At 61.7% G+C, this 26,189-nt stretch carries 26 protein-coding genes; 14 read left to right on the top strand and 12 right to left on the bottom strand.

Annotated elements, in window-relative coordinates:
- The first annotated feature begins 89 nt into the window (after positions 1–89).
- The 11 genes from hutI to GQX66_RS11225 all read left to right on the top strand — a co-directional run bounded on the left by hutI (position 90) and on the right by GQX66_RS11225 (position 13,356).
- A complete protein-coding gene (gene hutI / locus GQX66_RS11175; RefSeq protein ID WP_129972277.1) occupies positions 90–1,295 on the top strand; it encodes an imidazolonepropionase in 1,206 nt (401 codons plus the stop codon).
- A gap of 10 nt (positions 1,296–1,305) precedes the next feature.
- The gene (hutG, locus tag GQX66_RS11180) at positions 1,306–2,106 is read left to right on the top strand and encodes an N-formylglutamate deformylase (protein ID WP_240868917.1); all 801 of its coding nucleotides are present in this window, start codon (positions 1,306–1,308) and stop codon (positions 2,104–2,106) included.
- A 190-nt stretch (positions 2,107–2,296) separates the two neighbouring features.
- On the top strand, positions 2,297–3,244 hold the full coding sequence (locus GQX66_RS11185) for a choline ABC transporter substrate-binding protein (RefSeq protein ID WP_041475116.1): 948 nt from the start codon (positions 2,297–2,299) through the stop codon (positions 3,242–3,244).
- Complete coding sequence (locus tag GQX66_RS11190; protein WP_240868920.1) at positions 3,244–4,161, top strand: alpha/beta hydrolase; 918 nt, start codon at positions 3,244–3,246, stop codon at positions 4,159–4,161. Before GQX66_RS11185 ends, GQX66_RS11190 begins: the two co-directional genes overlap by 1 nt.
- Positions 4,162–4,265: 104 nt before the next feature.
- Positions 4,266–5,237 (top strand): prolyl aminopeptidase, encoded by a 972-nt coding sequence (gene pip / locus GQX66_RS11195; protein WP_007952436.1) that lies wholly within the window; start codon positions 4,266–4,268, stop codon positions 5,235–5,237.
- Positions 5,234–5,671: a D-aminoacyl-tRNA deacylase gene (gene dtd / locus GQX66_RS11200; RefSeq protein ID WP_064592873.1), complete on the top strand. Its 438-nt coding sequence runs from the start codon at positions 5,234–5,236 to the stop codon at positions 5,669–5,671. Before pip ends, dtd begins: the two co-directional genes overlap by 4 nt.
- Before the next feature lie 321 nt (positions 5,672–5,992).
- A complete protein-coding gene (locus GQX66_RS11205) occupies positions 5,993–7,807 on the top strand; it encodes a glucan biosynthesis protein G (RefSeq protein WP_085611241.1) in 1,815 nt (604 codons plus the stop codon).
- A complete protein-coding gene (gene mdoH, locus GQX66_RS11210; protein ID WP_085746402.1) occupies positions 7,800–10,370 on the top strand; it encodes a glucans biosynthesis glucosyltransferase MdoH in 2,571 nt (856 codons plus the stop codon). Before GQX66_RS11205 ends, mdoH begins: the two co-directional genes overlap by 8 nt.
- A gap of 360 nt (positions 10,371–10,730) precedes the next feature.
- On the top strand, positions 10,731–11,528 hold the full coding sequence (locus GQX66_RS11215) for a transporter substrate-binding domain-containing protein (protein WP_039772466.1): 798 nt from the start codon (positions 10,731–10,733) through the stop codon (positions 11,526–11,528).
- 141 nt (positions 11,529–11,669) lie between these two features.
- Positions 11,670–12,629 carry an amino acid ABC transporter permease gene (locus GQX66_RS11220; RefSeq protein WP_007952431.1) on the top strand — a complete coding sequence of 320 codons (960 nt, stop codon included), beginning with the start codon at positions 11,670–11,672 and terminating at the stop codon, positions 12,627–12,629.
- Positions 12,622–13,356, top strand: coding sequence for an amino acid ABC transporter ATP-binding protein (locus tag GQX66_RS11225; RefSeq protein ID WP_064592877.1), 735 nt, complete (start codon positions 12,622–12,624; stop codon positions 13,354–13,356). The genes GQX66_RS11220 and GQX66_RS11225 overlap by 8 nt, the downstream gene beginning before the upstream one ends.
- 182 nt (positions 13,357–13,538) lie before the next feature.
- Here GQX66_RS11225 and GQX66_RS11230 read toward each other — a convergent pair whose 3' ends face one another.
- From GQX66_RS11230 to ubiE, 10 genes are all read right to left on the bottom strand, one after another.
- Entirely contained in the window at positions 13,539–15,455 is a 1,917-nt protein-coding gene (locus GQX66_RS11230; protein WP_240868926.1) for a methyl-accepting chemotaxis protein, read from the bottom strand.
- Positions 15,456–15,546: 91 nt separating this feature from the next.
- Positions 15,547–16,254, bottom strand: coding sequence for a 16S rRNA (uracil(1498)-N(3))-methyltransferase (locus GQX66_RS11235; RefSeq protein ID WP_240868927.1), 708 nt, complete (start codon positions 16,252–16,254; stop codon positions 15,547–15,549).
- Entirely contained in the window at positions 16,251–17,039 is a 789-nt protein-coding gene (gene tatC / locus GQX66_RS11240; RefSeq protein ID WP_085608402.1) for a twin-arginine translocase subunit TatC, read from the bottom strand. Before tatC ends, GQX66_RS11235 begins: the two co-directional genes overlap by 4 nt.
- Positions 17,036–17,482 (bottom strand): Sec-independent protein translocase protein TatB, encoded by a 447-nt coding sequence (tatB, locus tag GQX66_RS11245; RefSeq protein WP_084777045.1) that lies wholly within the window; start codon positions 17,480–17,482, stop codon positions 17,036–17,038. Before tatB ends, tatC begins: the two co-directional genes overlap by 4 nt.
- 10 nt (positions 17,483–17,492) lie before the next feature.
- Positions 17,493–17,771 carry a twin-arginine translocase TatA/TatE family subunit gene (locus tag GQX66_RS11250; RefSeq protein WP_007952423.1) on the bottom strand — a complete coding sequence of 93 codons (279 nt, stop codon included), beginning with the start codon at positions 17,769–17,771 and terminating at the stop codon, positions 17,493–17,495.
- Positions 17,772–17,796: 25 nt separating this feature from the next.
- Positions 17,797–18,129 carry a phosphoribosyl-ATP diphosphatase gene (locus GQX66_RS11255; RefSeq protein ID WP_007952422.1) on the bottom strand — a complete coding sequence of 111 codons (333 nt, stop codon included), beginning with the start codon at positions 18,127–18,129 and terminating at the stop codon, positions 17,797–17,799.
- Positions 18,122–18,523 carry a phosphoribosyl-AMP cyclohydrolase gene (gene hisI / locus GQX66_RS11260; RefSeq protein ID WP_007909357.1) on the bottom strand — a complete coding sequence of 134 codons (402 nt, stop codon included), beginning with the start codon at positions 18,521–18,523 and terminating at the stop codon, positions 18,122–18,124. The genes GQX66_RS11255 and hisI overlap by 8 nt, the downstream gene beginning before the upstream one ends.
- An 80-nt stretch (positions 18,524–18,603) precedes the next feature.
- Positions 18,604–20,208, bottom strand: coding sequence for a ubiquinone biosynthesis regulatory protein kinase UbiB (gene ubiB / locus GQX66_RS11265; RefSeq protein ID WP_007952420.1), 1,605 nt, complete (start codon positions 20,206–20,208; stop codon positions 18,604–18,606).
- On the bottom strand, positions 20,205–20,828 hold the full coding sequence (locus tag GQX66_RS11270) for an SCP2 domain-containing protein (protein WP_007952419.1): 624 nt from the start codon (positions 20,826–20,828) through the stop codon (positions 20,205–20,207). Before GQX66_RS11270 ends, ubiB begins: the two co-directional genes overlap by 4 nt.
- A complete protein-coding gene (gene ubiE, locus GQX66_RS11275) occupies positions 20,828–21,598 on the bottom strand; it encodes a bifunctional demethylmenaquinone methyltransferase/2-methoxy-6-polyprenyl-1,4-benzoquinol methylase UbiE (RefSeq protein ID WP_102687892.1) in 771 nt (256 codons plus the stop codon). The genes GQX66_RS11270 and ubiE overlap by 1 nt, the downstream gene beginning before the upstream one ends.
- Positions 21,599–21,763: 165 nt before the next feature.
- Between ubiE and GQX66_RS11280 the strand changes: the two genes are divergently transcribed.
- The 3 genes from GQX66_RS11280 (at position 21,764) to GQX66_RS11290 (ending at position 23,512) form a co-directional block, all read left to right on the top strand.
- A complete protein-coding gene (locus tag GQX66_RS11280) occupies positions 21,764–22,039 on the top strand; it encodes a polyhydroxyalkanoic acid system family protein (RefSeq protein WP_007952417.1) in 276 nt (91 codons plus the stop codon).
- Positions 22,040–22,200: 161 nt separating this feature from the next.
- Positions 22,201–22,623 carry a phasin family protein gene (locus tag GQX66_RS11285; RefSeq protein ID WP_240868930.1) on the top strand — a complete coding sequence of 141 codons (423 nt, stop codon included), beginning with the start codon at positions 22,201–22,203 and terminating at the stop codon, positions 22,621–22,623.
- A gap of 10 nt (positions 22,624–22,633) precedes the next feature.
- Positions 22,634–23,512, top strand: coding sequence for a phasin family protein (locus GQX66_RS11290; protein WP_240868933.1), 879 nt, complete (start codon positions 22,634–22,636; stop codon positions 23,510–23,512).
- A 274-nt stretch (positions 23,513–23,786) separates the two neighbouring features.
- On the opposite strand, the gene GQX66_RS11295 is transcribed toward GQX66_RS11290, so the two are convergent.
- Together GQX66_RS11295 and phaC are read right to left on the bottom strand one after the other, a co-directional pair.
- A complete protein-coding gene (locus GQX66_RS11295) occupies positions 23,787–24,407 on the bottom strand; it encodes a TetR/AcrR family transcriptional regulator (protein ID WP_007952414.1) in 621 nt (206 codons plus the stop codon).
- 28 nt (positions 24,408–24,435) lie between these two features.
- Positions 24,436–26,118, bottom strand: a complete 1,683-nt coding sequence (gene phaC / locus GQX66_RS11300; RefSeq protein ID WP_085746408.1) for a class II poly(R)-hydroxyalkanoic acid synthase — start codon at positions 26,116–26,118, stop codon at positions 24,436–24,438.
- Positions 26,119–26,189 lie beyond the last annotated feature (71 nt).

The raw sequence follows: 26,189 nt of genomic DNA on the forward strand, positions 1-26,189 counted from the left end.
CCGGTCAGTCCCCTCTCCCTCCGGGAGAGGGTTAGGGTGAGGGGGCTTTTGAAGGCTGCCCACCAAACAGAATCCAACGGAGGCTCACAGTGAAAACCCTCTGGCAACACTGCCACGTCGCAACCATGGCGCAAGGCGTCTACTCGATCATCGAGGATGCGGCCATCGTGACGTCCGGTGCACTCATCGAGTGGATTGGCCCGCGCAGCCAATTGCCGTCAGGCGAATACCCGGCGGTCAATGACCTGCAAGGCGCGTGGGTCACCCCCGGCCTGATCGATTGCCACACTCACACCGTGTTCGGCGGCAACCGCAGCGGCGAGTTCGAGAAGCGCCTGCAAGGCGTCAGCTATGCCGAAATCGCAGCGGCCGGCGGCGGCATCGCCAGCACCGTGCGTGCCACGCGTGAGGCCTCGGAAGACGAGCTGTTCGCCAGCGCCGCCAAACGTCTGAAAAGCCTAATGCGCGACGGCGTGACCACGGTCGAAATGAAGTCCGGCTACGGCCTCGATCTGGCCAGCGAGCGCAAGATCCTGCGGGTCATCCGTCGCCTCGCCGACGAACTGCCGATCAGCGTGCGCAGCACTTGTCTGGCTGCTCACGCATTGCCGCCGGAATATAAAGATCGCGCCGACGATTACATCGATCACATCTGCGCCGAAATGCTGCCAGCGCTGGCCGCCGAAGGCCTGGTGGATGCGGTGGATGCGTTCTGCGAATACCTGGCGTTCTCCCCGGAGCAGGTCGAGCGGGTGTTCATCGCCGCGCAAGAACTCGGTCTGCCGGTGAAGCTGCACGCCGAACAATTGTCGTCGCTGCATGGCTCCAGCCTGGCCGCGCGCTATCACGCATTGTCCGCCGATCACCTGGAGTTCATGGACGAAGCCGACGCCATCGCCATGGCCGAATCCGACACCGTCGCAGTGCTGTTGCCGGGCGCGTTCTACTTCCTGCGCGAAACCCAGTTGCCGCCGATGGACGCCCTGCGCAAACACAAAGTGAAAATCGCCATCGCCAGCGACCTCAACCCCGGCACCTCGCCAGCGTTGTCGTTGCGCCTGATGCTGAACATGGCCTGCACTTGTTTCCGCATGACCCCGGAAGAAGCCCTGGCCGGCGCCACGATTCACGCGGCGCAAGCCTTGGGCATGGCCGATACCCACGGTTCGCTGGAAGTCGGCAAGGTCGCGGATTTTGTCGCCTGGCAGATCGACCGCCCGGCGGATCTGGCGTACTGGCTGGGTGGTGAACTGGATAAACGCGTCGTCCGTCACGGCGTTGAATCAAGTCTGTAGGAGAGCGGTTGTGGATAAGGTTCTGAACTTCAAACAAGGTCGCGTGCCGCTGCTGATCAGCATGCCCCACGCCGGTGTGCGCCTGACTCCGGCGGTCGAGGCCGGGTTGATCCCGGACGCGAAAAGCCTGCCGGACACCGACTGGCACATTCCGCAGCTCTACGACTTCGCCGCCGAACTGGGCGCCAGCACCCTGGCGGCCGAGTACTCGCGGTTCGTCATCGACCTCAACCGGCCGTCCGACGACAAACCGCTGTACGCCGGCGCCACCACCGGTCTGTTCCCGGCGACGCTGTTCGATGGCATTCCGTTGTTCAAGGAAGGCAAGGAACCGTCGAAAGAAGAGCGCGCGACGTACCTGGAGCAGATCTGGACGCCGTACCACCGCACCTTGCAGGAAGAGCTGGCGCGGCTGAAGGCCGAGTTCGGTTATGCGCTGCTGTTCGATGCGCATTCGATCCGTTCGATCATCCCGCACCTGTTCGACGGCAAGCTGCCGGATTTCAACCTCGGCACCTTCAATGGCGCCAGCTGCGATCCACAACTGGCCACGCAACTGGAAGCGATCTGCGCCCGCCACGCCGATTACAGTCATGTGCTGAACGGACGCTTCAAGGGCGGCCACATCACCCGTCACTACGGCAACCCGACCGAGAACATCCACGCCGTGCAACTGGAGCTGGGCCAGTGCACCTACATGGAAGAGTTCGAGCCGTTCCGCTACCGCGCCGATCTGGCGGAGCCGACGCGGGTTGTGTTGAAGGAGCTGCTGGAAGGGCTGCTCGCCTGGGGCAAAAACCACTACAACTGAGTCTGCTCTGATCGTTCCCACGCAGACGGTTCGACGCCTCGACGTGGGAACGATCGGGAGAAGTCGCCACCGTGCAAATCCCGGTCGCCACAGTTCGCTTTTCCCGCTCGTCCGCTGCGTAATGTTTCGACCACGGTGCAAGAAGACACCGATCCGAACAATAACCCGCTGCCGCACGAGACGATCCCACATGAAAAAACTGTTCACTCGTTGTGCGTTAATCCTGACCGGCAGTGCGCTGCTCAGCGCCGGCGCCATGGCTTCCGACGATGCTTCCTGCAAAACCGTGCGCATGGGCGTGGTCAACTGGACCGACGTGATCGCCACCAGCGGCATGGCCGACGTGTTGCTCAACGGCCTCGGCTACGAAAGCAAGCAGACCAGCGCCGTGCAGCAAATCATCTTCGCCGGCATCCGCGACAAACGTCTGGATATCTTCCTCGGCTACTGGAAACCGGCGATGGACAAGAACATCGCGCCGTTCCTCGCCGCCAATCAGGTCAAAGTCATGGACAAACCAAGCCTGGCCGACGCCCAGGCGACGCTGGCGGTTCCGGATTACGTGGCGGCGGCGGGGCTGAAGACCTTTGGCGACATCGCGAAATTCAAGGATCAACTCGGCGGCAAGATCTACGGCATCGAGCCCGGCAGCGGCGCCAACACCACGATCAAGACCATGATCGAAACCAACCACTTCGGCCTGAAGGATTTCAAGATCATCGAATCCGGTGAGGCCGGCATGCTCGCCGCCGTGCAGCGAGCGGTGAACCGCAAAGAGTTCGTGGTATTCGTCGGCTGGACCCCGCACCCGATGAACATCAACATGAAGATCACCTACCTGACCGGCAGCGAAGACGTCTACGGCCCCAACGAAGGCGCCGCCACCGTTTCCACGGTCACCGCGCCGGACTACGCCGAGCGCTGCCCGAACGTCCATCGACTGCTGGAAAACCTGACCTTCACCGCCGCCCAGGAAAGCCAGTTGATGGTGCCGATCATGGAGCGCAAGACACCGCAGGAAGTGGCGAAAACCTGGCTGCGCGAGCATCCCGAAGACCTGCAACGCTGGCTGGCGGGTGTCAGCAGTTTTGACGGCAAGGACGGCGTGGCCACGGTTCAGGCCAGCCTGAAAAACTGATGAGTACCTATCCACTTTCACCGGCGATGGCGGCGTTCGTCGCCAGCACCGAAAGCTTCGCCAGCGATGACAGCAGCCTCGGCGGATTGCGCAAATCCTATGACGACATGTGCCGCGCCTTCTCGCCCGGACGGCCGGCGGGCCTTGAGGTGGTGGATTTTCAGTTGAACGGGGTGGCGGTGCGTTCGTATCGCCCGCCTGTCCGGCCATCGGCCAGTGGCTGGCCGTGCGTGTTGTATCTGCACGGCGGCGGTTGGGTGGTCGGCGGGTTGGATTCCCATGACTTCATCTGCTGCGAGCTGGCGATGGCGCTCGGGGCAATGGTGGTGGCGGTGGATTACCGTCTGGCGCCGGAGCATCCGTTCCCGGCCGGTTTCGAGGATTGCCTGAGCGTCTGGCGCGCGTTGCGCAGCGGGCCGTTCTGGTTCGATCCCGGACGGATGCTGGTGGCGGGCGACAGCGCCGGCGGCAATCTGGCGGCGGCGCTGTGCCTGGCGCTGCGCGATGCCGGCGAGCCGCTGCCGGGCGCGCAGGTCTTGATCTATCCGGGGATGGGAGGCGACGCACAGTTAGCGTCACGCAGCGAATGCGCCGATGCGCCGTTGCTCGCCAGCAGCGATGTCGATTGCTATCACGCCTTGTATCTGCGCGGCACCGCGAAGCCGAACGCCTATGCGATGCCGTTGCTGGCCGGGGACTTCAGCGGTTTGCCCCCGGCCTGGATTGCCGTGGCGCAGTTCGATCCATTGCGTGACGACGGCGTGTGCTACGCCGAACGGCTGAACGCGGCGGGAGTCGACGCGGTGCTGTACTACGGCGAAGGGCTGGTTCACGGCTGCCTGCGGGCGCGGCATCAGGTCGCCGAGGTCGATCGTCTCTTTGAGAACCTGCTGGGGTTCATGGCTGACAAATTGTGACAGCGCACGGGCATGCTCATTGACGTAAATCGGGTTTATGATGCCGGACGGCAGAATAATAGAAGTCCCCCCAGGGATGACCTCGACCCCTTACGGAGCGCGCAATGCAGACTTTGTTTCCGCAGATCAAACCTCACGCACGGCACGATCTGGCCGTCGATGACACCCACACGCTGTACGTCGACGAAAGCGGTTCACCGGAAGGTTTGCCGGTGGTGTTCATCCACGGAGGTCCCGGCGCCGGGTGCGACGCCCAGAGTCGCCGCTATTTTGATCCGAACCTGTATCGCATTGTCACCTTCGACCAGCGCGGTTGCGGTCGCTCCACGCCCCACGCCAGTCTGGAAAACAACACCACCTGGGATCTGGTCGAAGACCTCGAGCGTATTCGTAAACACCTGGGCATCGACAAATGGGTGCTGTTCGGCGGCTCCTGGGGTTCGACCCTGGCGCTGGCCTACGCGCAGACCCACCCGGAACGCGTGCATGGGCTGATCCTGCGCGGGATCTTTCTCTGCCGTCCGCAGGAAATCGAATGGTTCTACCAGGCCGGCGCCAGCCGTCTGTTCCCCGATTACTGGCAGGACTACCTCGCGCCGATTCCGCTGGACGAGCGTGACGACCTGCTCAGCGCTTTCCACAAACGCCTGACTGGCAACGACCAGATCGCCCAGATGCACGCGGCCAAGGCCTGGTCGACCTGGGAAGGGCGCACCGCGACCCTGCGGCCGAACCCGCTGGTGGTCGACCGTTTCTCCGAACCGCAGCGCGCCTTGTCGATCGCGCGGATCGAATGCCACTACTTCACCAACAATGCGTTTCTTGAGCCGAACCAGCTGATCCGCGACATGGGCAAGATCGCCCATCTGCCGGGCGTGATCATCCATGGCCGCTACGACGTGATCTGCCCGCTCGACAACGCCTGGGAACTGCATCAGGCCTGGCCGAACAGCGAGCTGCAGGTGATCCGCGATGCCGGCCACGCCGCGTCCGAACCGGGCATCACCGATGCACTGGTGCGCGCCGCCAGCAAAATGGCCCGTCGCCTGCTCGACCTGCCGCCCGAAGAAGCATGAAGGGTCTTTTGCAGCGCGTGAAAGGCGCGCGGGTCGAAGTGGCGGGCGAGGTGGTTGGCAGTGTCGATCAGGGTTTGCTGGTGCTGGTGGCGGTCGAACCCGACGACACGCCGGCCAGCGCCGACAAACTTCTGCATAAGCTGCTTAACTATCGAGTGTTCAGTGACGCCGAGGGCAAGATGAATCTGTCCCTGGCGGATGTGGGCGGCGGGTTGCTGCTGGTCTCTCAGTTCACCCTCGCTGCCGACACCAAAAGCGGGTTGCGCCCGAGTTTCTCGACCGCCGCCCCTCCGGCGCTGGGCGAAGAATTATTCGACTATCTATTAAGCAAAGCGAAACAGATGCATGGCACAGTGGCATCAGGTAGATTCGGCGCGGATATGCAGGTGCACCTGGTCAACGATGGCCCGGTAACCTTCCTGTTACAGACATGAAAGCGCTTGAAACATCTTTTTAAGGGCTTTTCGACTGAAAACAGGGAATTTTCGCGATAAATACTTTGTTACCCCTGATGCGTTGTCACGCGGGCTACTAGATAATCGCGCGCTACGGGGATCAGCGTTCGTTGGTCCATTTTGACTTAGGTAGAGACTTGTCCGGATCCGATTGGGGAATCATTTTGACCCAGCGGAGTCGGAACAATGCTCGCCAACTTGGCAAGGGTGCCCTGAAAGGTCGGTTTTTTTGTACCGAATCCCTCACAGGCACTTCATCTGGCCGTTGGTTTATTGATCTGTTTTCGGCGAGGGTTGCTCGTGATTGTTAGTCCCTGTAATGCAGCAAAATTGTCTGCCAAACGCTTGCGCAGCGCTCTGGTAGCGGGCTCGGCAGTACTCTGCCTGCTCAGCGCCGGCCAGCTTTGGGCATTCAATCTTGACGATGTGTCGGCCAAGGCCAAAGAGCTGGCCGGGCAGAAGTTCGAAGCCCCGCGCAGCAACCTGCCAAACGAATTCCGTGAAATGAAATTCGCGGACTATCAAAAGATTCGTTTCCGCACCGAAAAAGCCGAATGGGCCGACCAGAAGACCCCGTTCAAGCTGTCCTTCTATCATCAGGGCATGCACTTCGATACGCCGGTGAAAATCAACGAAATCACCGCGAACACCGTCGAAGAGATCAAATACGATCCTAGCCGTTTCGATTTCGGCGACCTGCAGTTCGATCCTAAGGCCACCGAACAACTGGGCTACGCCGGTTTCCGTGTCCTGTACCCGATCAACAAGGCTGACAAGCAAGACGAAATCATGACCATGCTGGGCGCGAGCTACTTCCGCGTTGTCGGCAAGGGTCACACCTACGGTCTGTCGGCCCGTGGTCTGGCGATCGATACCGCTTTGCCGTCCGGCGAAGAATTCCCGCGTTTTCGCGAGTTCTGGATTCAGCAGCCGAAGCCGGGCGACAAGCACCTGGTGATCTTCGCCCTGCTGGATTCGCCACGTGCGACCGGCGCCTACCGTCTGATCCTGCGCCCGGGCAGCGACACCATCGTCGACGTCAAGGGCCAGATGTACCTGCGTGACAAGGTCGGCAAGCTCGGCATCGCGCCGCTGACCAGCATGTTCCTGTTCGGCGCCAACCAGCCGTCGAAAGTGCTCAACTACCGTCGTGAACTGCACGACTCCAGCGGTCTGTCGATCCATGCCGGCAACGGCGAGTGGATCTGGCGCCCACTGAACAACCCGAAACATTTGGCTGTCAGCCAGTTCAGCGTCGAAAACCCGCGTGGTTTCGGTCTGCTGCAACGTGGCCGTGACTTCAGCCACTACGAAGACCTCGACGACCGCTACGACAAGCGCCCAAGCGCCTGGATCGAGCCGAAGGGCGACTGGGGCAAAGGCACCGTCGATCTGGTCGAGATCCCGACCGCCGACGAAACCAACGACAACATCGTTGCGTTCTGGAACCCGGAAAAACTGCCGGAGCCAGGCCAGCCGCTGGACTTCGCCTACCGCATGCACTGGACCATCGACGAAGCCGCGCTGCACGCGCCGGACAGCGCCTGGGTCAACCAGACCCTGCGTTCGACCGGTGACGTCAAGCAATCGAACCTGATCCGTCAGCCGGATGGCAGCGTTGCCTACCTGGTCGACTTCGAGGGCCCGTCCCTGGCCGCCCTGGCCCCGGATGCAGACGTTCGCAGCCAGGTCAGCGTCGGCGACAACGCCGAACTGGTCGAGAACAGCGTGCGCTACAACCCGGAAACCAAGGGCTGGCGCCTGACCCTGCGGATGAAGATCAAGGACGCGAGCAAGTCCACCGAGATGCGCGCAGCCCTGGTGCAGCCAGTGGTCACCGCTGATCTGGCCAAGTCTTCGGTACCGACGTCCAATTCGTCGGTAGCCAAGGCCGACAAGGTTGCCGCCAAGCAACAAGAGAAAGCCGACAAGGAAGCCAAGGCCGCCGAGGCCAAACAGGCCGACGCCAAGCCGGTTGCAGATGCCAAGGACAAGGCCAACAAAGACGCCAAGCAGCCAGCCGCTGCGGACGCGGCCCCAGCCACACCGGAATCGGCACCGACTGAAGAAGTCCTGACCGAGACCTGGAGCTATCAGTTGCCTGCCGATGAGTAACTCTCAAGTACAGCCAGAGACTCTGTCCGAGTACCTGGCGCATCTGCCGATGACCGACGAGCAGCGCGCGGAACTCGCGGGCTGCCAGTCCTTCAGCGAATTGCATGAACGCCTGTCGTCCAAGACCTTTGACGCGCCGACCGAAGCCGCCCAGGCTTCGGTCGGCCAGCGCCTGATCCTGAGCACCGCCGAAGAGCTTCAAGACGCGGAAATGCTGGTGCTCGACGCCAGCGGCCGGGTCAGCATGAAGGCCACGCCGCCGATCCGTCGGACCAAGGTCGTGCCGGAGCCGTGGCGCACCAACATTCTGGTGCGTGGCTGGCGCCGCCTGACCGGCCGGACCAACCCGCCGCAACCGCCGAAGGACGCCAATGTGCTGCCGGCGGCGCGGTGGCGCACGGTCGGTTCGATCCGTCGCTACATTCTGCTGGTGCTGATGCTGGGTCAGACCATCGTCGCCGGCTGGTACATGAAAGGCATCATGCCGTACCAGGGCTGGTCGTTCGTCGATCTGGAAGAAGTCCTGCATCAACCGCTGCTGCAAACCGCCACGCAAGTGCTGCCATATGCGCTGCAGACCAGCATCCTGATCATGTTCGGGATTCTGTTCTGCTGGGTGTCGGCCGGTTTCTGGACCGCGCTGATGGGCTTCCTCGAATTGCTTACCGGCCACGATAAATACCGGATCTCCGGTAAAAGTGCCGGCAACGAGCCGATTCCGAAAGACGCGCGCACCGCACTGGTGATGCCGATCTGCAACGAAGACGTGCCTCGGGTGTTCGCCGGTCTGCGCGCGACCTTCGAGTCGGTCGCCGCTACCGGTGACCTGGACCGTTTCGACTTCTTCGTCCTCAGCGACAGTAACGACACCGACATCTGCGTTGCCGAGCAGCAGGCCTGGCTGGACGTCTGCCGCGAAGCCAAGGGCTTCGGCAAGATCTTCTATCGCCGCCGTCGCCGCCGCGTCAAACGCAAGAGCGGCAACCTCGACGACTTCTGCCGTCGCTGGGGCGGTGACTACAAGTACATGGTCGTACTCGACGCCGACTCGGTCATGAGCGGCGAGTGCCTGACCAGTCTGGTGCGCCTGATGGAGGCCACTCCGGACGCCGGCATCATCCAGACCGCGCCGCGCGCTTCGGGCATGGACACGCTGTATGCACGCATGCAGCAATTCGCCACCCGTGTATACGGTCCGCTGTTCACCGCCGGCCTGCACTTCTGGCAGCTGGGTGAATCCCACTACTGGGGTCACAACGCGATCATCCGCATGAAGCCGTTCATCGACCACTGCGCCCTGGCGCCGTTGCCGGGCAAGGGTGCGTTCTCCGGTGCGATCCTCTCTCACGACTTCGTTGAAGCGGCGCTGATGCGCCGTGCCGGCTGGGGCGTGTGGATTGCCTACGATCTGCCGGGCAGCTACGAAGAACTGCCGCCGAACCTGCTCGATGAACTCAAGCGTGACCGTCGCTGGTGCCACGGCAACCTGATGAACTTCCGTCTGTTCCTGGTAAAAGGCATGCACCCGGTGCACCGCGCGGTGTTTCTGACTGGCGTGATGTCTTACCTGTCGGCGCCGCTGTGGTTCTTCTTCCTGGTGTTGTCGACCGCGCTGCTGGCGGTGAACACGCTGATGGAGCCGCAGTACTTCCTCGAACCGCGTCAGCTCTATCCGCTGTGGCCACAATGGCACCCGGACAAGGCGATCGCGCTGTTCTCGACGACCATCGTGCTGCTGTTCCTGCCGAAGCTGTTGAGCATCATCCTGATCTGGGCCAAGGGCGCGAAAGAGTTCGGCGGCAAGTTCAAGGTGACCCTGTCGATGCTGCTGGAGATGCTGTTCTCCATGCTGCTGGCGCCGGTGCGGATGATTTTCCACACCCGTTTCGTTCTGGCCGCGTTCCTCGGCTGGGCCGCGACCTGGAACTCGCCGCAGCGTGACGACGATTCCACGCCATGGAGCGAAGCGGTCAAGCGTCACGGTCCGCAGACCCTGCTGGGCTTCTTCTGGGCGCTGCTGGTTATCTGGCTGAACCCGAGCTTCCTGTGGTGGCTGGTGCCGATCGTCGGTTCGCTGATGCTGTCGATTCCGGTGTCGGTGATTTCCAGCCGCGTCGGTCTGGGCCTCAAATCCCGTGACGAAAGCCTGTTCCTCATCCCCGAGGAATACAATCCGCCACAGGAGCTGCTGGCCACCGATCAGTACACCCACGAAAACCGCTGGCACGCGCTGAACGACGGCTTCGTCCGCGCCGTGGTCGATCCACAGCAGAACGCCCTGGCGTGCTCGCTGGCGACCTCGCGTCACGGTCAGGCCGAGCCGATCGAATGGCTGCGCCAGGAACGTGTGCGTCACGCGATCAAGGTCGGCCCGGCCGGGCTGAACAACCATGATCGTCTGCAACTGCTGAGCGATCCGGTGGCCCTGGCCCGTCTGCACGAGCAGGTGTGGGCCGAAGGCCATGCCGAGTGGCTGGACGCCTGGCGGGCTTCGGTGAAAGCTGATCCTCATGCACCGCTGCTGCCGCTCAAGCCGGTGAGCTTGCAGGCGCAACCGGCCTGATGAAGAAACCCCGCTAACTGGCGGGGTTTTTTTATGCTCGCTGAAAAGCCCCCCTCACCCTAACCCTCTCCCGGAGGGAGAGGGGACTGACCGGGTTGAATGTTCGAGTTACGCCGACGTGAGATACCGAGTTGAACTCTGGTCTGGAAAACGACGGAGATCGGCTCCCTTTCCCCCTCTCCCCTCTGGGGAGAGGGCTGGGGTGAGGGGTGGTTCTTGAATGTTAAACAAATCGTCCATTAAACCTTGTGCAAAAAATCGAGTGCGTTAGCATCCGTCCCCGAATTGGCGCACCCGGACAATCTTGTCCATTTCTGTCGGTTTTCGCGCCGCAAACGCAATGGTTTTGGGGACTTGAAGATGAAGAAGTATCTGTCGATGCTGCTGGTCGGCGTCACGGCACTGGTTGCAGTCAATGCGGCGCAGGCCGGCGCAATCGATGACGCGGTCAAGCGTGGCTCGTTGAAAGTCGGCATGGATCCGACCTACATGCCGTTCGAAATGACCAACAAGCGCGGCGAAATCATCGGTTTCGAAGTCGACATCCTCAAAGCCATGACCAAGGCGATGGGCGTCAAGCTGGAGCTGGTCTCCACCGGCTACGACGGGATCATCCCGGCGCTGATGACCGACAAGTTCGACATGATCGGCAGCGGCATGACCCTGACCCAGGAGCGCAACCTGCGCCTGAACTTCAGCGAACCGTTCATCGTGGTCGGCCAGACCCTGCTGATCCGTAAAGAGCTGGAAGGCACCATCAAGTCCTACAAAGACCTGAACACCGCCGACTACCGCATCACTTCCAAGCTCGGCACCACCGGCGAGATGGTCGCCAAGAAGCTGATCTCCAAGGCCAAGTACCACGGTTACGACAACGAGCAGGAAGCCGTGCTCGACGTGGTCAACGGCAAGGCTGACGCCTTCATCTACGACGCCCCGTACAATGTGGTCGCGGTGAACAAGGTCGGCGCCGGCAAGCTGGTGTTCCTCGACAAGCCGTTCACCTACGAGCCACTGGCCTTCGGTCTGAAGAAGGGTGACTACGACAGCATCAACTTCATCAACAACTTCCTGCACCAGATCCACGAAGACGGCACCTACGATCGCATCCATGACAAGTGGTTCAAGAGCACCGAGTGGCTCAAGGACATGGAATAAGGCCCGCCCGCTGATCGTTCCCACGCTTTGCGTGGGAACGCCGCCCGGGACGCTCCGCGTCCCTTAGCAAGCGTGACGCAGAGCGTCACAGGATGCATTCCCACGCAGAGCGTGGGAACGAGCGAATCAGAGAAACATTCAATGAAACAGAAAAAAGCCCAATGGCCCTGGCACGTCCTGACTGTGCTGGTGCTGGTCGGCCTGGCTGGCGCGTTGTATTACGCCACGTCGCTGATGTCCTACGAATGGCGCTGGAACCGTGTGCCGCAGTACTTCGCCTATCAGGCCGAGGAAACCCAGCGCGCGACCGACATTTCCACCGTCAGCGAACTGGTGCGCAAGGGCGGCAGCGCGCAGGTCACCCTGCGCAACGATGCCGGTGACGAGCAGCACCTGACCGTCGACGAAAACAGCCTGCAATTCGCCCAGGGCGACGATGTGGCCGAAGGCGACGTCGTGGGTGTGACGCGGCATTGGGCGGCGGGTCCGCTGTTGTGGGGCCTGTGGACCACGCTTTGGCTGTCGGTGGTGTCCGGCGTGCTGGGCCTGCTGATCGGTCTGGCGACCGGGCTGTGCCGGCTGTCGAGCAACCCGACCCTGCGCGACCTGTCGACGATCTATGTCGAACTGGTGCGCGGCACGCCGCTGCTGGTGCAGATCTTCATTTTCTATTTCTTCATCGGCACGGTAATGAACCTGTCCCGGGAGTTCGCCGGGATCGCCGCGCTGTCGCTGTTCACCGGTGCCTATGTGGCGGAAATCATCCGTTCCGGCGTGCAGTCGATTGCCCGCGGCCAGAACGAAGCAGCGCGTTCGCTGGGTCTGAGCGCCGGCCAGTCGATGCGTCATGTGGTGCTGCCGCAGGCGTTCAAGCGCGTGCTGCCGCCGCTGGCCGGGCAGTTCATCAGTCTGGTCAAAGACACTTCGCTGGTGTCGGTGATCGCAATCACCGAGCTGCTGAAAAGCGGTCGTGAAGTCATCACCACGTCGTTCTCGCCGTTCGAGATCCTGTTCTGCGTCGCCGGCCTGTACCTGTTGATCAACCTGCCGCTGTCGAAAATCGCCAGCCGGCTTGAGCGGAGGCTCGCGCAAAGTGATTGAAGTCCGCGATCTGGTAAAAGTCTTCGACACCCGTGGGCAAGTGGTGCGCGCGGTGGATAACGTCAGCACCAGTGTCGCCAAGGGTGAAGTGCTGGTGGTGATCGGCCCGTCCGGTTCCGGCAAGTCGACGTTCCTGCGTTGCCTCAACGGTCTGGAAGAGTTCGATTCCGGCTCGGTGAGCATCGACGGCCTGCAACTGGCCGACCCGAAAACCGACGTCAACGCCTACCGCCGCGAAGTCGGCATGGTGTTCCAGCATTTCAATCTGTTTCCGCACATGACCGTGCTGGAAAACCTGTGCCTGGCGCAGAAAGTCGTGCGCAAACGCGGCCAGAAAGAAAGCGAGGCCAAGGCTCTGGCATTGCTGGAGAAGGTCGGCATCGCCCAGAAGGCCCGCGAATATCCGTCGCGCCTGTCCGGCGGTCAGCAGCAGCGCGTGGCGATTGCCCGGGCGCTGGCGATGGATCCGAAGGTCATGCTGTTCGACGAACCGACCTCGGCCCTCGACCCGGAAATGGTCGGCGAAGTGCTGGACGTGATGAAGAACCTGGCCGTGGAAGGCATGACCATGGTCTGCGTGACCCACGAAATGGGCTTTGCCCGGGAAGTGGCGGATCGGGTGCTGTTCTTCGATCACGGCAAACTGCTGGAAGACGCCTCGCCGGCGGAGTTCTTCGATGCACCGAAGGATCCGCGAGCCCAGGCGTTCCTGCGGCAAGTCCTCTAAACGCAGGGCAAAAAAACGCAGCCACAGGCTGCGTTTTTTTATCACTGATCGTTCCCACGTCGAGGCGTCGAACCGTCTGCGTGGGAATGCCGCCCAGGACGCTCTGCGTCCCTTCGCAAGCGTGACGCGGAGCGTCACAGGATGCATTCCCACGCGGAGCGTGGGAACGATCGGGCGTCCACTTACACCTTGAACCGGCCCACCAGCGTTTGCAGGTGAGTGCCCAAACGCGCCAGCTCGACGCTGGAGGCCGCCGTCTCTTCACTGGCCGCCGAAGTCTGGTCCGAGACATCACGCACGTTCAGCACACTGCGGTTGATCTCTTCGGCCACGGCGCTCTGCTGCTCGGCCGCTGCAGCGATCTGCTGGTTCATCGCCTGAATCGCCGAGACGGTGCGGGTGATGCTTTCCAGCGAGCCACCGGCACGCCGGGTCAGCTCGACACTGCTGTCGGTCAGGGTGCGGCTGTTGTCCATGATCGTCGCCACTTGCTGGGTGCCGTTCTGCAGACCCACGATCAGCTCTTCGATCTCTTCCGTGGACTTCTGAGTGCGCTGGGCGAGGCTGCGGACTTCGTCGGCAACCACCGCAAAACCACGTCCGGCTTCACCGGCACGGGCGGCTTCGATGGCGGCGTTGAGGGCCAGCAGGTTGGTTTGCTGGGCCACGGACTTGATCACGTCGAGCACGCTGCCGATCTTGTCGCTTTCGCGTTTGAGCTCACCCATGGCCTCGGTGGAGTGGCCGACTTCAGCAGCCAGACGTTCGATCTGGGCGATGGCCTCGCCAACCACCTTGTCGCCTTCGCGGGCCTGCTGGTCAGCAGCGACCGCTGCTTCCGAAGCTTCCTCGGCGTTGCGCGCGACTTCCTGCACGGTGGCGGCCATTTCGTTCATGGCGGTGGCGACCTGGTCGGTCTCGATTTTCTGATTGTTCACCCCGGCGCTGGTCTGCTCGGTCACGGCGGACAATTCTTCGGCAGCGCTGGCGATCTGGGTCACGCCGTCGCTGATGCCACCGATCAGTTCGCGCAGGCCTTGAGTCATGCTCTGCATCGAGCGTTGCAGTTGGCCAAGTTCGTCACGGCGCAGGGATACCAGGTTGTGGGTCAGGTCACCGGCGGCCACACGCTCGGCAACTTTCAGGGTCTGCTCCAGCGGGATGATGATCTGGCGGGTGATCGCCCAAGCCGCGAGCAGACCGAAGGCCAGGGCCAGCAGGGTGGCGATCATCAGCATGTTTTTGGCGTGCGCGGCATCGGTGTCGCGGACGATGGTCTGGGATTCGGTGAGTTTCTTACTGACGTCGAGCAGGATGTCGCCTTGGGCCGACATGCGAGCCAGCGCCTTGGCGTTGTTCACCTGGGAGTCGCGGAACTGGCTGACGGCAGCGCGGTAAGCCTTCAGCGATTCGGTGGCCTGTTGCAGGTTGGCGATGTGTTGCTCGGGCAGTTTGCTCGGCAGGCTTTCCAGATTGTTCAGGGCGGCGGCGATGGCATCCAGCGCCGGCTGTTCGGCCTCGGCCTTGCCGCTGTAAGTGTAGCCGCGCACCTGATAGCGCGCCTGCTGCAGCAGTTTGCTCAGTTCGATCACGCTGTTGAATTGCGCGACGCTGTCGCCTTGCAGCAGGGATTTCTCGACTTCACTGACCTTGGCCACTGCATTGTCGGCGCTGGCGCCGAGTTTGCTGCGGGCGTCTTCACGCTGCACGGTGGCCTGAGTCATGTCACCAAAGGCGCGTTTGTACTCGGCGACCGCCGCCAGTTGCTGATCGATCATGGCCACGTCGGACGGTTGCTCGATCATGTTGCGGGCGCTTTGCAGGCCGCTGTCGAGTTTGCCGAGCAGGTCGTTGACCGCGCCAGGACCCTGTTCGCCACGGCGCGCTTCATAGTCCAGGCGCGCAAGGCGCAGGTCTTTGGTCAGCTCGTTGAGGCCGGAGATGAACCCGAGCTTGTCGCCCCGGCTGATGATTCCGCTCATGCCGGTCCAGCCGGTGAAGGTGATCAACAGGGTCAGCAGCAGCACCAGGCCGAAACCGATTCCAAGCTTACGTTTAACGCTGACGTTTCCAAGACTCTCGGCTAACCAACGGTACATGCGACGACTCCCTCGGACCACTAATTGGACTTATGGGGAGGGTATCGGCCGCATGATGGCAATCTGTAACGCCTTTTGTCTGACGAAGACTTCAGAACAGCCGGGCGAGCAGTGCGGTGACGGCGGTTTCGACCCGCAGGATTCGCTCGCCCAGTTGCACCGGTTGCAGCCCGGCCTTGGCCAGCAGATCGATTTCGTAGGGAATCCAGCCACCCTCGGGGCCGATGGCCAGGGTTACCGGTTCGTTCAGGGCGCGGGGGCAGGGCGGGAAGTTGCCCGGATGACCGACCAGGCCGAGGGTGCCGTCGGTGACGGCTGGCAGGCGGTCTTCGACGAACGGCTTGAAGCGCTTCTCGATGATGATTTCCGGCAGCACGGTATCGCGGGCCTGTTCGAGGCCGAGGATCAGCTGTTCGCGAATCGCTTCCGGCTCGAGGAACGGCGTCTGCCAGAAGCTTTTCTCGACCCGGTAGCTGTTGACCAGAATCACCTTCGACACGCCCATGGTCGCCACGGTCTGGAACACCCGGCGCAGCATCTTCGGGCGGGGCAGGGCGAGTATCAGGGTCAGCGGCAGTTTGGCCGGTGGCGGTTGATCGAGGGTGACCCGAAGCTCGGCTTCACCCGCGTCCAGGCGCAGCAGCTCGGCCGAGCCCATCAACCCGCCGATCCGCCCGACCCGCAGGCTGTCGCCGACTTCCGAGCGGTGGACTTCCTGCATGTGGGTCAGGCGCCGATCACGCAGCACGACGCGGTCGGCCGCAATGAAGTCGGCCTCTTCGAGCAGCAGCAGGTTCATGGCTGAGTCGCTGGCGGCTGGTCGTTGTGATCGTCTACGGTTTCTTCCGGGCGCTCGCGCTTGCTGACCAGGCTGCCGAAGAGGATGCCGACTTCGAACAGCATCCACATCGGCACGGCCAGCAGGGTCTGGGAGAAGATGTCCGGCGGGGTCAGGATCATGCCCACCACGAAGCAGCCGATGATCACGTACGGACGGATCTTCTTCAGGTATTTGACGTCGACCACGCCGATCCACACCAGCAGCACCACGGCCACCGGGATTTCGAACGCCACGCCGAAGGCGAAAAACAGCGTCATGACGAAGTCGAGGTAACTGGTGATGTCGGTCATCATTTCCACGCCGGCCGGGGTGGCCGAGGCGAAGAACTTGAAGATCAGCGGGAACACGAAGAAGTAGGCGAACGCCATGCCGGTGTAGAACAGCAGGATGCTGGAGATCAGCAACGGCACCGCGACACGCTTCTCGTGCTTGTACAGGCCCGGCGCGATGAAGCCCCAGATCTGATGCAGGATCACCGGGATCGCCAGGAACAGCGAGACCATCATCGTCAGTTTCAGCGGCGTCAGGAACGGCGACGACACGTCGGTGGCGATCATCGTCGCGCCGGCCGGCAGGTATTCGCGCAACGGCGTCGAGACGAAGGTGTAGATCTGCTGGGTGAAGGCAAACAGCCCGGCGAAGATGATGAAGATCGCCGCCACGCAACGCAGCAGGCGGGTGCGCAACTCGGTGAGGTGCGAAACCAGCGGCATGTGCTGGTCGTTTTCGGGGAGATCGCTCATGGGGCTCGCGGTGGCAATGTTGGGTCGTGAGGCGCTGGTGTGGTCGGCGCGGCGGTTGGAGCTACATGTTCAACCGTCGTGGCTGCGACAGCAGGTGCAGAATCGGTTGGCGCTACGACAGGTGCTGGTGGCGTCGCGGCGGCAGGCGCATGAATCGTCTGCTCACCCACATGCTCGACCGGCGTCGGCTCCTGCTGAACCGGCGTGAAAATCTTCCGCGCCTCCTGTTCCAGCGACAGGATGTGCTCGTTGTGCAGTTGCCGACGGATTTCGTCGGCACCGATTTCACGCTCAACTTCCTGTTTGATCGCGTTGAAGCTGCGCTTCAGCCGTCCGACCCACAGGCCGGCGGTGCGTGCAGCGCCCGGCAGACGCTCGGGACCCAGCACCAGCAGGGCAACGAGGCCGACGAGCAGCAGTTCAGAGAAGCTGATACCAAACATTAGTCAGTGCTCACACGTCTTTGCGGATCGGCTCTTCGACTTTCTGCGCCTGCACGTCGATGGTGTGCGGCGGGTTGGCCTGAGCGGTGGCTTGCGGCTGGACCGGCGGTACCGGTTGCGCAGGCGTGACGGTCGGATCGGCCGGTTTCTCGTCGTCGTTCATGGCTTTACGGAAGCCCTTGATCGACTCGCCGACGTCGGTGCCGAGGTTTTTCAGTTTCTTGGTACCGAACACCAGTACCACGACCACCAGGATGACGATCCAGTGTTTCCAGTCAAAAATGCCCATGTTGCTGTTCCTCTCTAATAGTTGTTCAGGCGGACGGGCGCGAGGCTTTCTCGACGTGTCCGGACAGGCCGAAACGGCGATCCAGTTCATCCAGCACCGCCTGCGGATGCTGCCCCAGCTGGGCAAGCATGACCATGCTGTGGAACCACAGGTCGGCGGTCTCGTAGATCACGTCGCTGCAGTCGCCGCTGACGGCGGCGTCCTTGGCGGCAATGATCGTTTCAACCGACTCTTCGCCGACCTTCTCCAGAATCTTGTTCAGACCCTTGTGGTACAGACTGGCGACATACGAGCTGTCGGCGGCTGCGCCTTTGCGCTCTTCCAGCACCTGAGCAAGGCGGGTCAGAGTGTCACTCATGTTTGTGTCCTGCGGAATAGATGGCGTGCGGGTCTTTCAGGACCGGGTCGACCGTTTTCCAGTCGCCGTTTTCGAAGACGCGGTAGAAGCAGCTTTGACGGCCGGTATGGCAAGCGATGTCGCCGATCTGTTCGACCATCAGGATGATGACGTCGGCGTCGCAGTCCAGACGCATTTCATGCAGCGTCTGTACGTGGCCGGACTCTTCGCCCTTGCGCCACAGCTTGCCACGGGAACGTGACCAATAGATGGCACGGTTTTCCGCCGCGGTCAGCTCCAGGGCTTCGCGGTTCATCCAGGCCATCATCAATACGCGTCCGGTCTTGTGATCCTGGGCAATCGCCGGCACCAGGCCATCGGCGTCCCACTTGATCTCGTCCAGCCAGTTTTTCATCTTCGACTCCGACAGCGAACCCACACTTCAATAGTCGGGTTCAGGCGTTGAAACAGTGTGCCAGCCGATCACGGAACTGGCTATCGGCGAACGACCAGATACAAGCCGACGGCCACCATGATCCCGGCGGGCCAATGCCCCAGTTCGTGCATCGGGCCACCGGCGGCGAGGATCGTACCGCCCGCCAGATGGGCGCTGCCGAGCAGGCGCAGGAACCAGTCGTCCTTGCGCTTTTTCCACGGCGGTGGCGGGTCGTTGGCGTGAGGTTGGGACATGCGTTCGAGCAGGTCACGGGCCATGTTGGCCAGGTGCGGCAGTTGTTCGAACTGGCTCTGGACGTTGCCGATCAAGGCTTTCGGGCTGACGCGCTCGCGCATCCAGCGTTCGAGGAACGGCTGCGCGGTGTTCCACAGATCCAGATCCGGATACAGCTGACGGCCCAGGCCTTCGATGTTCAGCAGGGTCTTTTGCAGCAATACGAGTTGCGGCTGCACTTCCATGTTGAAGCGGCGCGCGGTCTGGAACAGGCGCATCAGCACCTGGCCAAATGAAATATCTTTTAATGGTTTTTCGAAGATCGGCTCGCACACGGTACGGATCGCCGCTTCGAATTCGTTGAGCTTGGTTTCCGCCGGCACCCAGCCCGAATCGATGTGCAATTGCGCCACGCGGCGGTAGTCGCGTTTGAAGAAGGCGAACAGGTTGCGCGCCAGATAGTCCTGGTCTTCCGGGGTCAGGCTGCCGACGATGCCGCAGTCGATAGCGATGTACTGCGGGCTCCACGGGTTGACGGTGCTGACGAAGATGTTGCCCGGGTGCATGTCGGCGTGGAAGAAACTGTCGCGGAATACCTGGGTGAAGAAGATCTCCACGCCGCGCTCGGCGAGCATTTTCATGTCGGTGCGCTGGTCGGCGAGGGTCGCCAGATCCGTCACCTGAATCCCGTAGATGCGCTCCATCACCAGCACTTTCGGCCGGCACCAGTCCCAATAGACTTGCGGCACGTACAGCAGCGGCGAGCCTTCGAAGTTGCGTTTCAACTGGCTGGCGTTGGCTGCCTCGCGCAACAGGTCGAGTTCGTCGTAGATGGTTTTTTCATAGTCGCTGACCACGTCCACCGGGTGCAGCAGACGAGCGTCGGCGGAGACCTTTTCGGCGGCGCGGGCGAGGATGAACAGCCACGCCAGATCCTGGGCAATGATCGGTTTCAGGCCCGGGCGGATCACCTTGACCACTACTTCTTCACCGGTCTTCAACTGCGCGGCATGCACCTGCGCCACCGAGGCCGAGGCCAGCGGTTCGACGTCGAAACGGCTGAACACTTCGCTGATCTTCTTGCCCAGTTGCTCTTCGATCAGCTTGACCGACAGCTGCGAATCGAACGGCGGCACGCGGTCCTGCAACCGCATCAGCTCATCGGCGATGTCTTCTGGCAGCAGGTCGCGGCGGGTCGAAAGGATCTGCCCGAACTTGATGAAGATCGGCCCCAGGTCCTGCAAGGCCAGGCGCAGGCGTGCGCCACGGCTCAGGTCCAGCGGCTTGCGCGGGAACCAGCGCCACGGCAAGACGTAGCGCAGCGCCAGCAGGAACCACGGCAAAGGCAGATCGAACAGCAGGTCATCGAGGCGGTAGCGGATCACGACGCGCTGGATGCGCAACAGACGGCGGACGGCGAGCAGCTTCATGCGTTATCGCTTGGGTCGAGGGATCGGGAAAGGCGCTCGAAGCGCGCCTCGAGACGTTCCAGATCGAGTTTGATCCGGTCCAGTTCGCTGAAGCGGGCTTCGGCTTCGCGCTGCCCGACGAGGGTGCGCGATTCTTCGGCCAGGTATTCGGCGAGGTTCTGGTTGAGGCTGGCAAATCCTTGTTGATACCAGCGGGCGCGGCTGCGCAGGTGACCGCCGACCAGTTGCGTGGCGACAGGTCCCAGCCAGCGCGAGAGTTCGTACTCCCAGTCCAGCTCCAGATCCTGCAGCACGCCCGCCAGTTCCAGCAGCACGCCGCTGTCACCGTCGAGTTCGACTTCCGGTGCGTGCAGCACCGCGGTCTTGTCCTTGCTCAGGGCCAGTTTCACCAGACTCGAAGCGGGGGCACGCAGGGTGCAGTCGACGCCGGTTTCCCAGTGGGACGCCAGCATCAGGCCTTCGTCGCTCGGCAGGATGAACAGTTGCAGCGCCGGGCTGCGGCAATCCACGGCAATCACTTTGCCGGTCAGATGCGCCAGTCGCGGCAGCGCCGTGCTGTCGAGACGCAGCACGCGGTTCAGGCCGAGTTCGACGCTGGCGAGCAGCCCGGTCAGCAGCATCAGGGTTTGATGCCGCGGTGCAGGGCGACGATGCCTGCGGTCATGTTGTGATAGGTCACGCGGTCGAAACCGGCGTCGACCATCATCGACTTCAAAGTTTCCTGATTCGGGTGCATGCGGATCGATTCGGCCAGGTAGCGATAGCTTTCCGAGTCGTTGGTGATCAGCTTGCCCATCAGCGGCATGAAGGCGAACGAGTAGGCGTCGTAGGCCTTGGACATCAGCGCGTTGGTCGGCTTGGAGAATTCCAGCACCAGCAGGCGGCCGCCCGGCTTGAGTACGCGCAGCATCGAACGCAGGGCGTCTTCCTTGTGCGTCACGTTGCGCAGGCCGAAGGCGATGGTCACGCAGTCGAAATGGTTGTCCGGGAACGGCAGCTTTTCAGCGTCGGCCTGGACGAACTCGACGTTGCCCGACACGCCGACATCCAGCAGGCGGTCACGACCGACCTTGAGCATGGATTCGTTGATATCGGCCAGCACCACCTGACCGGTCGGGCCGACCAGGTGCGAGAATTTTTTGGTCAGGTCGCCCGTGCCGCCGGCGATGTCCAGTACGCGGTTGCCGGAGCGCACGCCCGACAGTTCGATCGCGAAGCGCTTCCACAGACGGTGCATGCCGCCCGACAGAAGGTCGTTCATCAGGTCGTACTTGGCGGCCACGGAGTGGAACACCTCAGCGACTTTTTCCGCTTTCTGGCTTTCCGGAACGTTTTTGAAGCCGAAGTGAGTGGTGGGTTCGGCATCGCTGCCTTTGTGCTGATCAGTCATATCGCTGTCACCAAAAGAGAATGCGCGACATTCTAATCCCCAAGCCATGCTTTGTCTTGGAATGGCTAAAGGTAAGATGGGCAACCTTCGGGACGATTTGCCGCAGTGGCGGTCAAGATTCGTTGCAGGCATTCATAGCCCCATTCAAAAAGCAGGAGTCATTCAATGGCCCATATCAGTGTTGAGCGTGCCCACAGCCTGGGCAAGGAAGCGGCCCGCGAGAAAGCCGACAAACTGGCGCAAAAACTCTCCGATCAATATGGTCTGGAGCCGCAGTGGTCGGGCGATGTCCTGAACCTCAAGCGTTCGGGCGTGAAGGGCGCGGTGCATGTGGCCGAGGATTCGATCCGGGTCGACGTGGAACTGGGCCTGATGATGTCGGCCATGAGCGGCATGATCAAAGCCGAGATCGAAAAGGCGCTGGATAAAGCGCTGGTCTGATCAGGACAAAACGGGGAGCTTCGGGCTCCCCGTTTTTTTCTCGTGCACCTGCCTTTTATGTCAGTTGTTAGGGTGCCGTTTCTAATTTTTCTCCCTACTTTGTGCCTGAGCCCGACACTCGTCAGGGCAGTTCCTCAAACCTTCTGCGCGTGAGGTGCACCATGGCCAAAGTCATTTTGAAGAAAAAAATCGACGCTTCGACTTCCGCTCTGAGCGACGTCAAATCCTATGCCCGCAAGATCTGGCTGGCAGGCCTGGGTGCCTACACCAAGGTCGGTCAGGAGGGCAGCGAGTACTTTCAGGAGTTGATCAAGGCTGGTCAAACTGTTGAAAAGAAAGGCAAAAAAGCCGTCACCGAAAAACTCGAAGCGGCCAACGCCGAGATCGATGAAGCCAAGGGCGAAGTCAGCTCTTTCAAAGGCCGGGTCGAAGTTCAGCTCGACAAGGTCGAGAAGGCGTTCGACACGCGTGTCGCCAGTGCCTTGAATCGTATCGGCATTCCGTCTAAACATGACGTTGAGGCACTCTCTGCTAAGCTCGATGAGCTGACGGCATTGCTCGAACGCGTCGCGCGTAAATCTTAAGGAGAACGGGATGGCTGGTAAAAAGAACACCGATAAAGAAGGCAGCTCGTGGATCGGAAAAGTCGAAGACTATTCCCGCAAGATCTGGCTGGCTGGTTTAGGCGTGTACTCGAAGATCGACACTGACGGCAGCAAGCTCTTCGATACATTGGTCAAAGACGGCGAGAAAGCCGAGAAGCTCACCAAGGCTGCAGTTGGCAAGAAAGTCGATGCTGCCAAGGATTCTGCAAGCTCGGCAAAATCGCGCATCAGCGGCGTGAAAGATCGCGCGCTGGGCACCTGGGATCAACTGGAAGGGGCTTTCGACAAGCGCCTGAACAGTGCGATTTCGCGCCTGGGCGTACCGAGCCGCAATGAGGTGAAGGATCTGCACAAAAAGGTCGATACCCTGACCAAGCAGATCGAAAAACTCACCGGCCTGAAAGCTCAGCCTGTCGCGGCGAAAACCGCAGCAGCCAAGCCTGCGGCCAAAACCGCTGCCAAGCCACTGGCTAAAGCCGCCGCCAGACCGGCCGCAAAACCAGCAGCCAAAACCGCTGCCGCCAAGCCTGCAGCGAAAGCCGCGGCCAAACCGGTTGCTGCCAAGGCCGCCGCCAAGCCGGCTGCAAAATCAGCCGCTAAACCTGCGGCCAAGCCAGCAGCCAAACCAGCAGCGAAAACCGCAGCAGCCAAACCCGCTGCCAAGCCTGCCGCCAAACCGGCTGCGGCGAAAAAGCCTGCAGTGAAAAAACCGGCCGCGCCGAAAGCCGCTGCACCGAAAGCCGCAGCACCAAAACCGGTGACCACACCGCAAGCACTGGCAAGCACGTCGAACTCCGCCTCGGCTCCAACCCCGGCGCCTGCTCCGACTGCTGCATCGACGCCGTCGACGCCAACCAGTCAGTCCTGATTTTTCAGGGCTCAAAAAAACGCCCGGCCTGTGAAGGTCGGGCGTTTTTTATGTCTGATCCAAGAGCCCCTCACCCCAGCCCTCTCCCGGAGGGAGAGGGGGCCGATTGCGGGATGCTTCAGTCTTACGTCGGCCTGAAAGTGAAGCATTGAATCCATAATCGATAAGGTCTTTCAGGTCGATGTCTAGCGTAAGACAACTCCGTAGGTTCCCTCTCCCTACGGGCGGTCCGACGTTTCGGGAGGGCTAGGGTGAGGGCAGCGATCTACCTGACTCACTCGTGATCTTCGAGGTACTGCAAAGCCATCCTCTCCGTCGCCACCTTCACCGGCGGCAACAAATGCGGCGCCACCAGCATCATGATCTGGTACACCACCAGCCGCACTTCCCCTTCGCGATCGAGAATCCGCTGATAGTCCAGCGAGAACAGCAGCGTCATGGTGATCTGCTCCACCAGTTGCCCCAGCGCCTGGGTGTCGCTGACCAGCTGCCCCGACGCCTTCAACCGCGCCAGCAATGACGCCAGCGTGCGCTTGAGCACGTTGAGGAACTGGCGAATGCCCTTGGCCAGTTTCGGCAGGCGCCCGGCCAGGTTCGACAGGTCCTGGAACAGAAAACGGTACTGCGCCAGCCGTTCGACGATCAGGTGCAGGAACAGCCAGTAATCCTCCGGCGCCAGTTCGACATCGGCGGGCGGGTCGAGCAGCGGGGCGAGGTCGTTCTGGAAGCGCTCGAACAGTCCGAGAATCAGCGGTTCCTTGCCGTGGAAGTGGTAGTAGAGGTTGCCGGGGCTGATCCCCATTTCATTGGCAACCTCCATGGTGGAGACGTTCGGCTCGCCCTTTTCATTGAACAACTGCAGGGCACATTCGAGGATCCGTTCGCTTGTTTTCATCCAGTCTTCTTAAAAGGGCTTGAGTCAGTCAGCGCACACGCACATAGGTGCCGGGTGCCGCTTCCATCGGTGGATAATTGGCGTTGCCGAGGGTCATCTGGGTTTCGCGCAGGGTGCCGGAGCGCTGCTGGACCCACTCCAGCCATTGCGGCCACCAGCTGCCGTCGACTTTCTTGGCGTCGTAGTACCAGGCGCGCGGATCACCGCTGAGCTTTCCGTTCTCGACGTAATGGGCTTTCGGGTTGCCCGGCGGGTTGAGGATGCTCTGCACGTGGCCGCTGTTGGACAGCACGAAGCGCCGCTCACCGCCCAGCAACAGCGTCGAGCGATAGACCGCATCCCACGGCGTGATGTGGTCGTTCATGCCGGCCACGCTGAAACTGTCGACCGTGACCTTTTGCAGATCAATCGGCGTGCCGCACACTTCCAGGCCACCCGGGTGGGTCAACGGGTTGTGCTTGAAGAAGTCCAGTATGTCGCCGTGAAACGCGGCGGGCAGGCGGGTGCTGTCGTTGTTCCAGTAGAGAATGTCGAACGCCGGTGGCTCCTTGCCCAGCAGGTAGTTATTGACGAAATAACTCCAGATCAGATCGTTGGGGCGCATCCAGGCGAACACCTTGGCCATGTCGCGACCGTCCAGCACGCCTTTCTGATAGGAGCGCCGCTTGGCCGCTTCGAGCGTTTGCTCATCGGCGAACAGGGTGGCCGGGGTATTCATCTCACTGTCGAGCAGGCTCACCAGATAGGTGGCGCTGGAGACCCGCCGCAACTGCCGCTTGGCCTGCAGATGCCCTTGCAGCGCCGCGATGGTCAGCCCGCCGGCGCAGGCGCCCATCAGGTTGACCTCACGGGCGCCGGTGATCGCCCGGCAGATGTTCATCGCTTCTTCCACGGCTTCGACGTAGGTCGACAGGCCCCATTCGCGATGGCGCACATCCGGGTTGCGCCAGCTGATCATGAAGGTCTGCAAGCCGTTCTTCAGGGCGAACTGGACGAAGCTGTTGCTCGGGCTGAGGTCGAAAATGTAGTACTTGTTGATTTGCGGCGGCACCACCAGCAGCGGTTTCGAATACTGCTTTTCGCTCATCGGCCGGTACTGGATCAGCTCGAGCATTTCGTTGCGAAACACCACCGAGCCGGTGGTGGTGGCGACGGTCTTGCCGACTTCGAATGCCTGTTTGGTCACCTGGCGCGGCAGGCCGTCGTTGTGCAACAGGTCGTCGATCAGATGGCTGAGACCGCGCACCAGACTGTGGCCGCCAGAGTTGAACAGTTCCTTGACCGCCAGCGGATTGAGCAGCGTGTTGGAAGGCGCCACGGCGTCGTTGAGCAGGGTGAAGGCGAAGTGTGCGCGGGCGCGGTCGTCGTCGCTCATGCTGCTCTCGTCGATCCAGCTCTTGACCTGTTTCTGCCAGGCCAGATAAGCCTGAAGGCTGCGCCGATAGAACGGGTTCAGGCTCCACGCCGGATCGGCGAAGCGACTGTCCTGCGGATTGGTCGGGTGGAGGGTTTCGCCGAGCAGCACGCGTCCGAGCGCGCCTCCCAGCTTCAAGGCGTGTTTTGCACTGTGGATCGGATTGCGCAGCCCGTGGGCCGCAACGTTGCGCAAGGTCGAGATCAGGTCGCGGCCGCGCAGACCGGTCATGGCACTCTGTGCATTGATGAACACGGCGGGGCTGGGCACGACGCCCGTCGCTGGTTTGTCACGCATGACTCAACACTCCTTCGTCTTCAGGCCAAAAACAAACACACCGAACCAGAACACCATAGACGCTGTTGCGG

Source organism: Pseudomonas sp. B707 (genome assembly GCF_022496685.1).
Lineage (GTDB): Bacteria > Pseudomonadota > Gammaproteobacteria > Pseudomonadales > Pseudomonadaceae > Aquipseudomonas > Aquipseudomonas paraglycinae.

What these genes read in the sequence shown, in the direction of transcription:
- GQX66_RS11255 (WP_007952422.1), bottom strand. Translation starts at nt 18,129, where the DNA reads ATGAGTGACACTCTGACCCGCCTTGCTCAGGTGCTGGAAGAGCGCAAA.
- tatB (WP_084777045.1), bottom strand. Translation starts at nt 17,482, where the DNA reads ATGTTTGGTATCAGCTTCTCTGAACTGCTGCTCGTCGGCCTCGTTGCC.
- GQX66_RS11250 (WP_007952423.1), bottom strand. Translation starts at nt 17,771, where the DNA reads ATGGGCATTTTTGACTGGAAACACTGGATCGTCATCCTGGTGGTCGTG.
- pip (WP_007952436.1), top strand. Translation starts at nt 4,266, where the DNA reads ATGCAGACTTTGTTTCCGCAGATCAAACCTCACGCACGGCACGATCTG.
- ubiE (WP_102687892.1), bottom strand. Translation starts at nt 21,598, where the DNA reads ATGACTGATCAGCACAAAGGCAGCGATGCCGAACCCACCACTCACTTC.
- hisI (WP_007909357.1), bottom strand. Translation starts at nt 18,523, where the DNA reads ATGAAAAACTGGCTGGACGAGATCAAGTGGGACGCCGATGGCCTGGTG.
- GQX66_RS11235 (WP_240868927.1), bottom strand. Translation starts at nt 16,254, where the DNA reads ATGAACCTGCTGCTGCTCGAAGAGGCCGACTTCATTGCGGCCGACCGC.
- GQX66_RS11295 (WP_007952414.1), bottom strand. Translation starts at nt 24,407, where the DNA reads ATGAAAACAAGCGAACGGATCCTCGAATGTGCCCTGCAGTTGTTCAAT.
- tatC (WP_085608402.1), bottom strand. Translation starts at nt 17,039, where the DNA reads ATGAGCGATCTCCCCGAAAACGACCAGCACATGCCGCTGGTTTCGCAC.
- GQX66_RS11230 (WP_240868926.1), bottom strand. Translation starts at nt 15,455, where the DNA reads ATGTACCGTTGGTTAGCCGAGAGTCTTGGAAACGTCAGCGTTAAACGT.
- GQX66_RS11220 (WP_007952431.1), top strand. Translation starts at nt 11,670, where the DNA reads ATGAAACAGAAAAAAGCCCAATGGCCCTGGCACGTCCTGACTGTGCTG.
- GQX66_RS11285 (WP_240868930.1), top strand. Translation starts at nt 22,201, where the DNA reads ATGGCCAAAGTCATTTTGAAGAAAAAAATCGACGCTTCGACTTCCGCT.
- GQX66_RS11290 (WP_240868933.1), top strand. Translation starts at nt 22,634, where the DNA reads ATGGCTGGTAAAAAGAACACCGATAAAGAAGGCAGCTCGTGGATCGGA.
- GQX66_RS11215 (WP_039772466.1), top strand. Translation starts at nt 10,731, where the DNA reads ATGAAGAAGTATCTGTCGATGCTGCTGGTCGGCGTCACGGCACTGGTT.
- mdoH (WP_085746402.1), top strand. Translation starts at nt 7,800, where the DNA reads ATGAGTAACTCTCAAGTACAGCCAGAGACTCTGTCCGAGTACCTGGCG.
- dtd (WP_064592873.1), top strand. Translation starts at nt 5,234, where the DNA reads ATGAAGGGTCTTTTGCAGCGCGTGAAAGGCGCGCGGGTCGAAGTGGCG.
- GQX66_RS11280 (WP_007952417.1), top strand. Translation starts at nt 21,764, where the DNA reads ATGGCCCATATCAGTGTTGAGCGTGCCCACAGCCTGGGCAAGGAAGCG.
- GQX66_RS11185 (WP_041475116.1), top strand. Translation starts at nt 2,297, where the DNA reads ATGAAAAAACTGTTCACTCGTTGTGCGTTAATCCTGACCGGCAGTGCG.
- GQX66_RS11270 (WP_007952419.1), bottom strand. Translation starts at nt 20,828, where the DNA reads ATGCTGCTGACCGGGCTGCTCGCCAGCGTCGAACTCGGCCTGAACCGC.
- ubiB (WP_007952420.1), bottom strand. Translation starts at nt 20,208, where the DNA reads ATGAAGCTGCTCGCCGTCCGCCGTCTGTTGCGCATCCAGCGCGTCGTG.
- phaC (WP_085746408.1), bottom strand. Translation starts at nt 26,118, where the DNA reads ATGCGTGACAAACCAGCGACGGGCGTCGTGCCCAGCCCCGCCGTGTTC.
- GQX66_RS11190 (WP_240868920.1), top strand. Translation starts at nt 3,244, where the DNA reads ATGAGTACCTATCCACTTTCACCGGCGATGGCGGCGTTCGTCGCCAGC.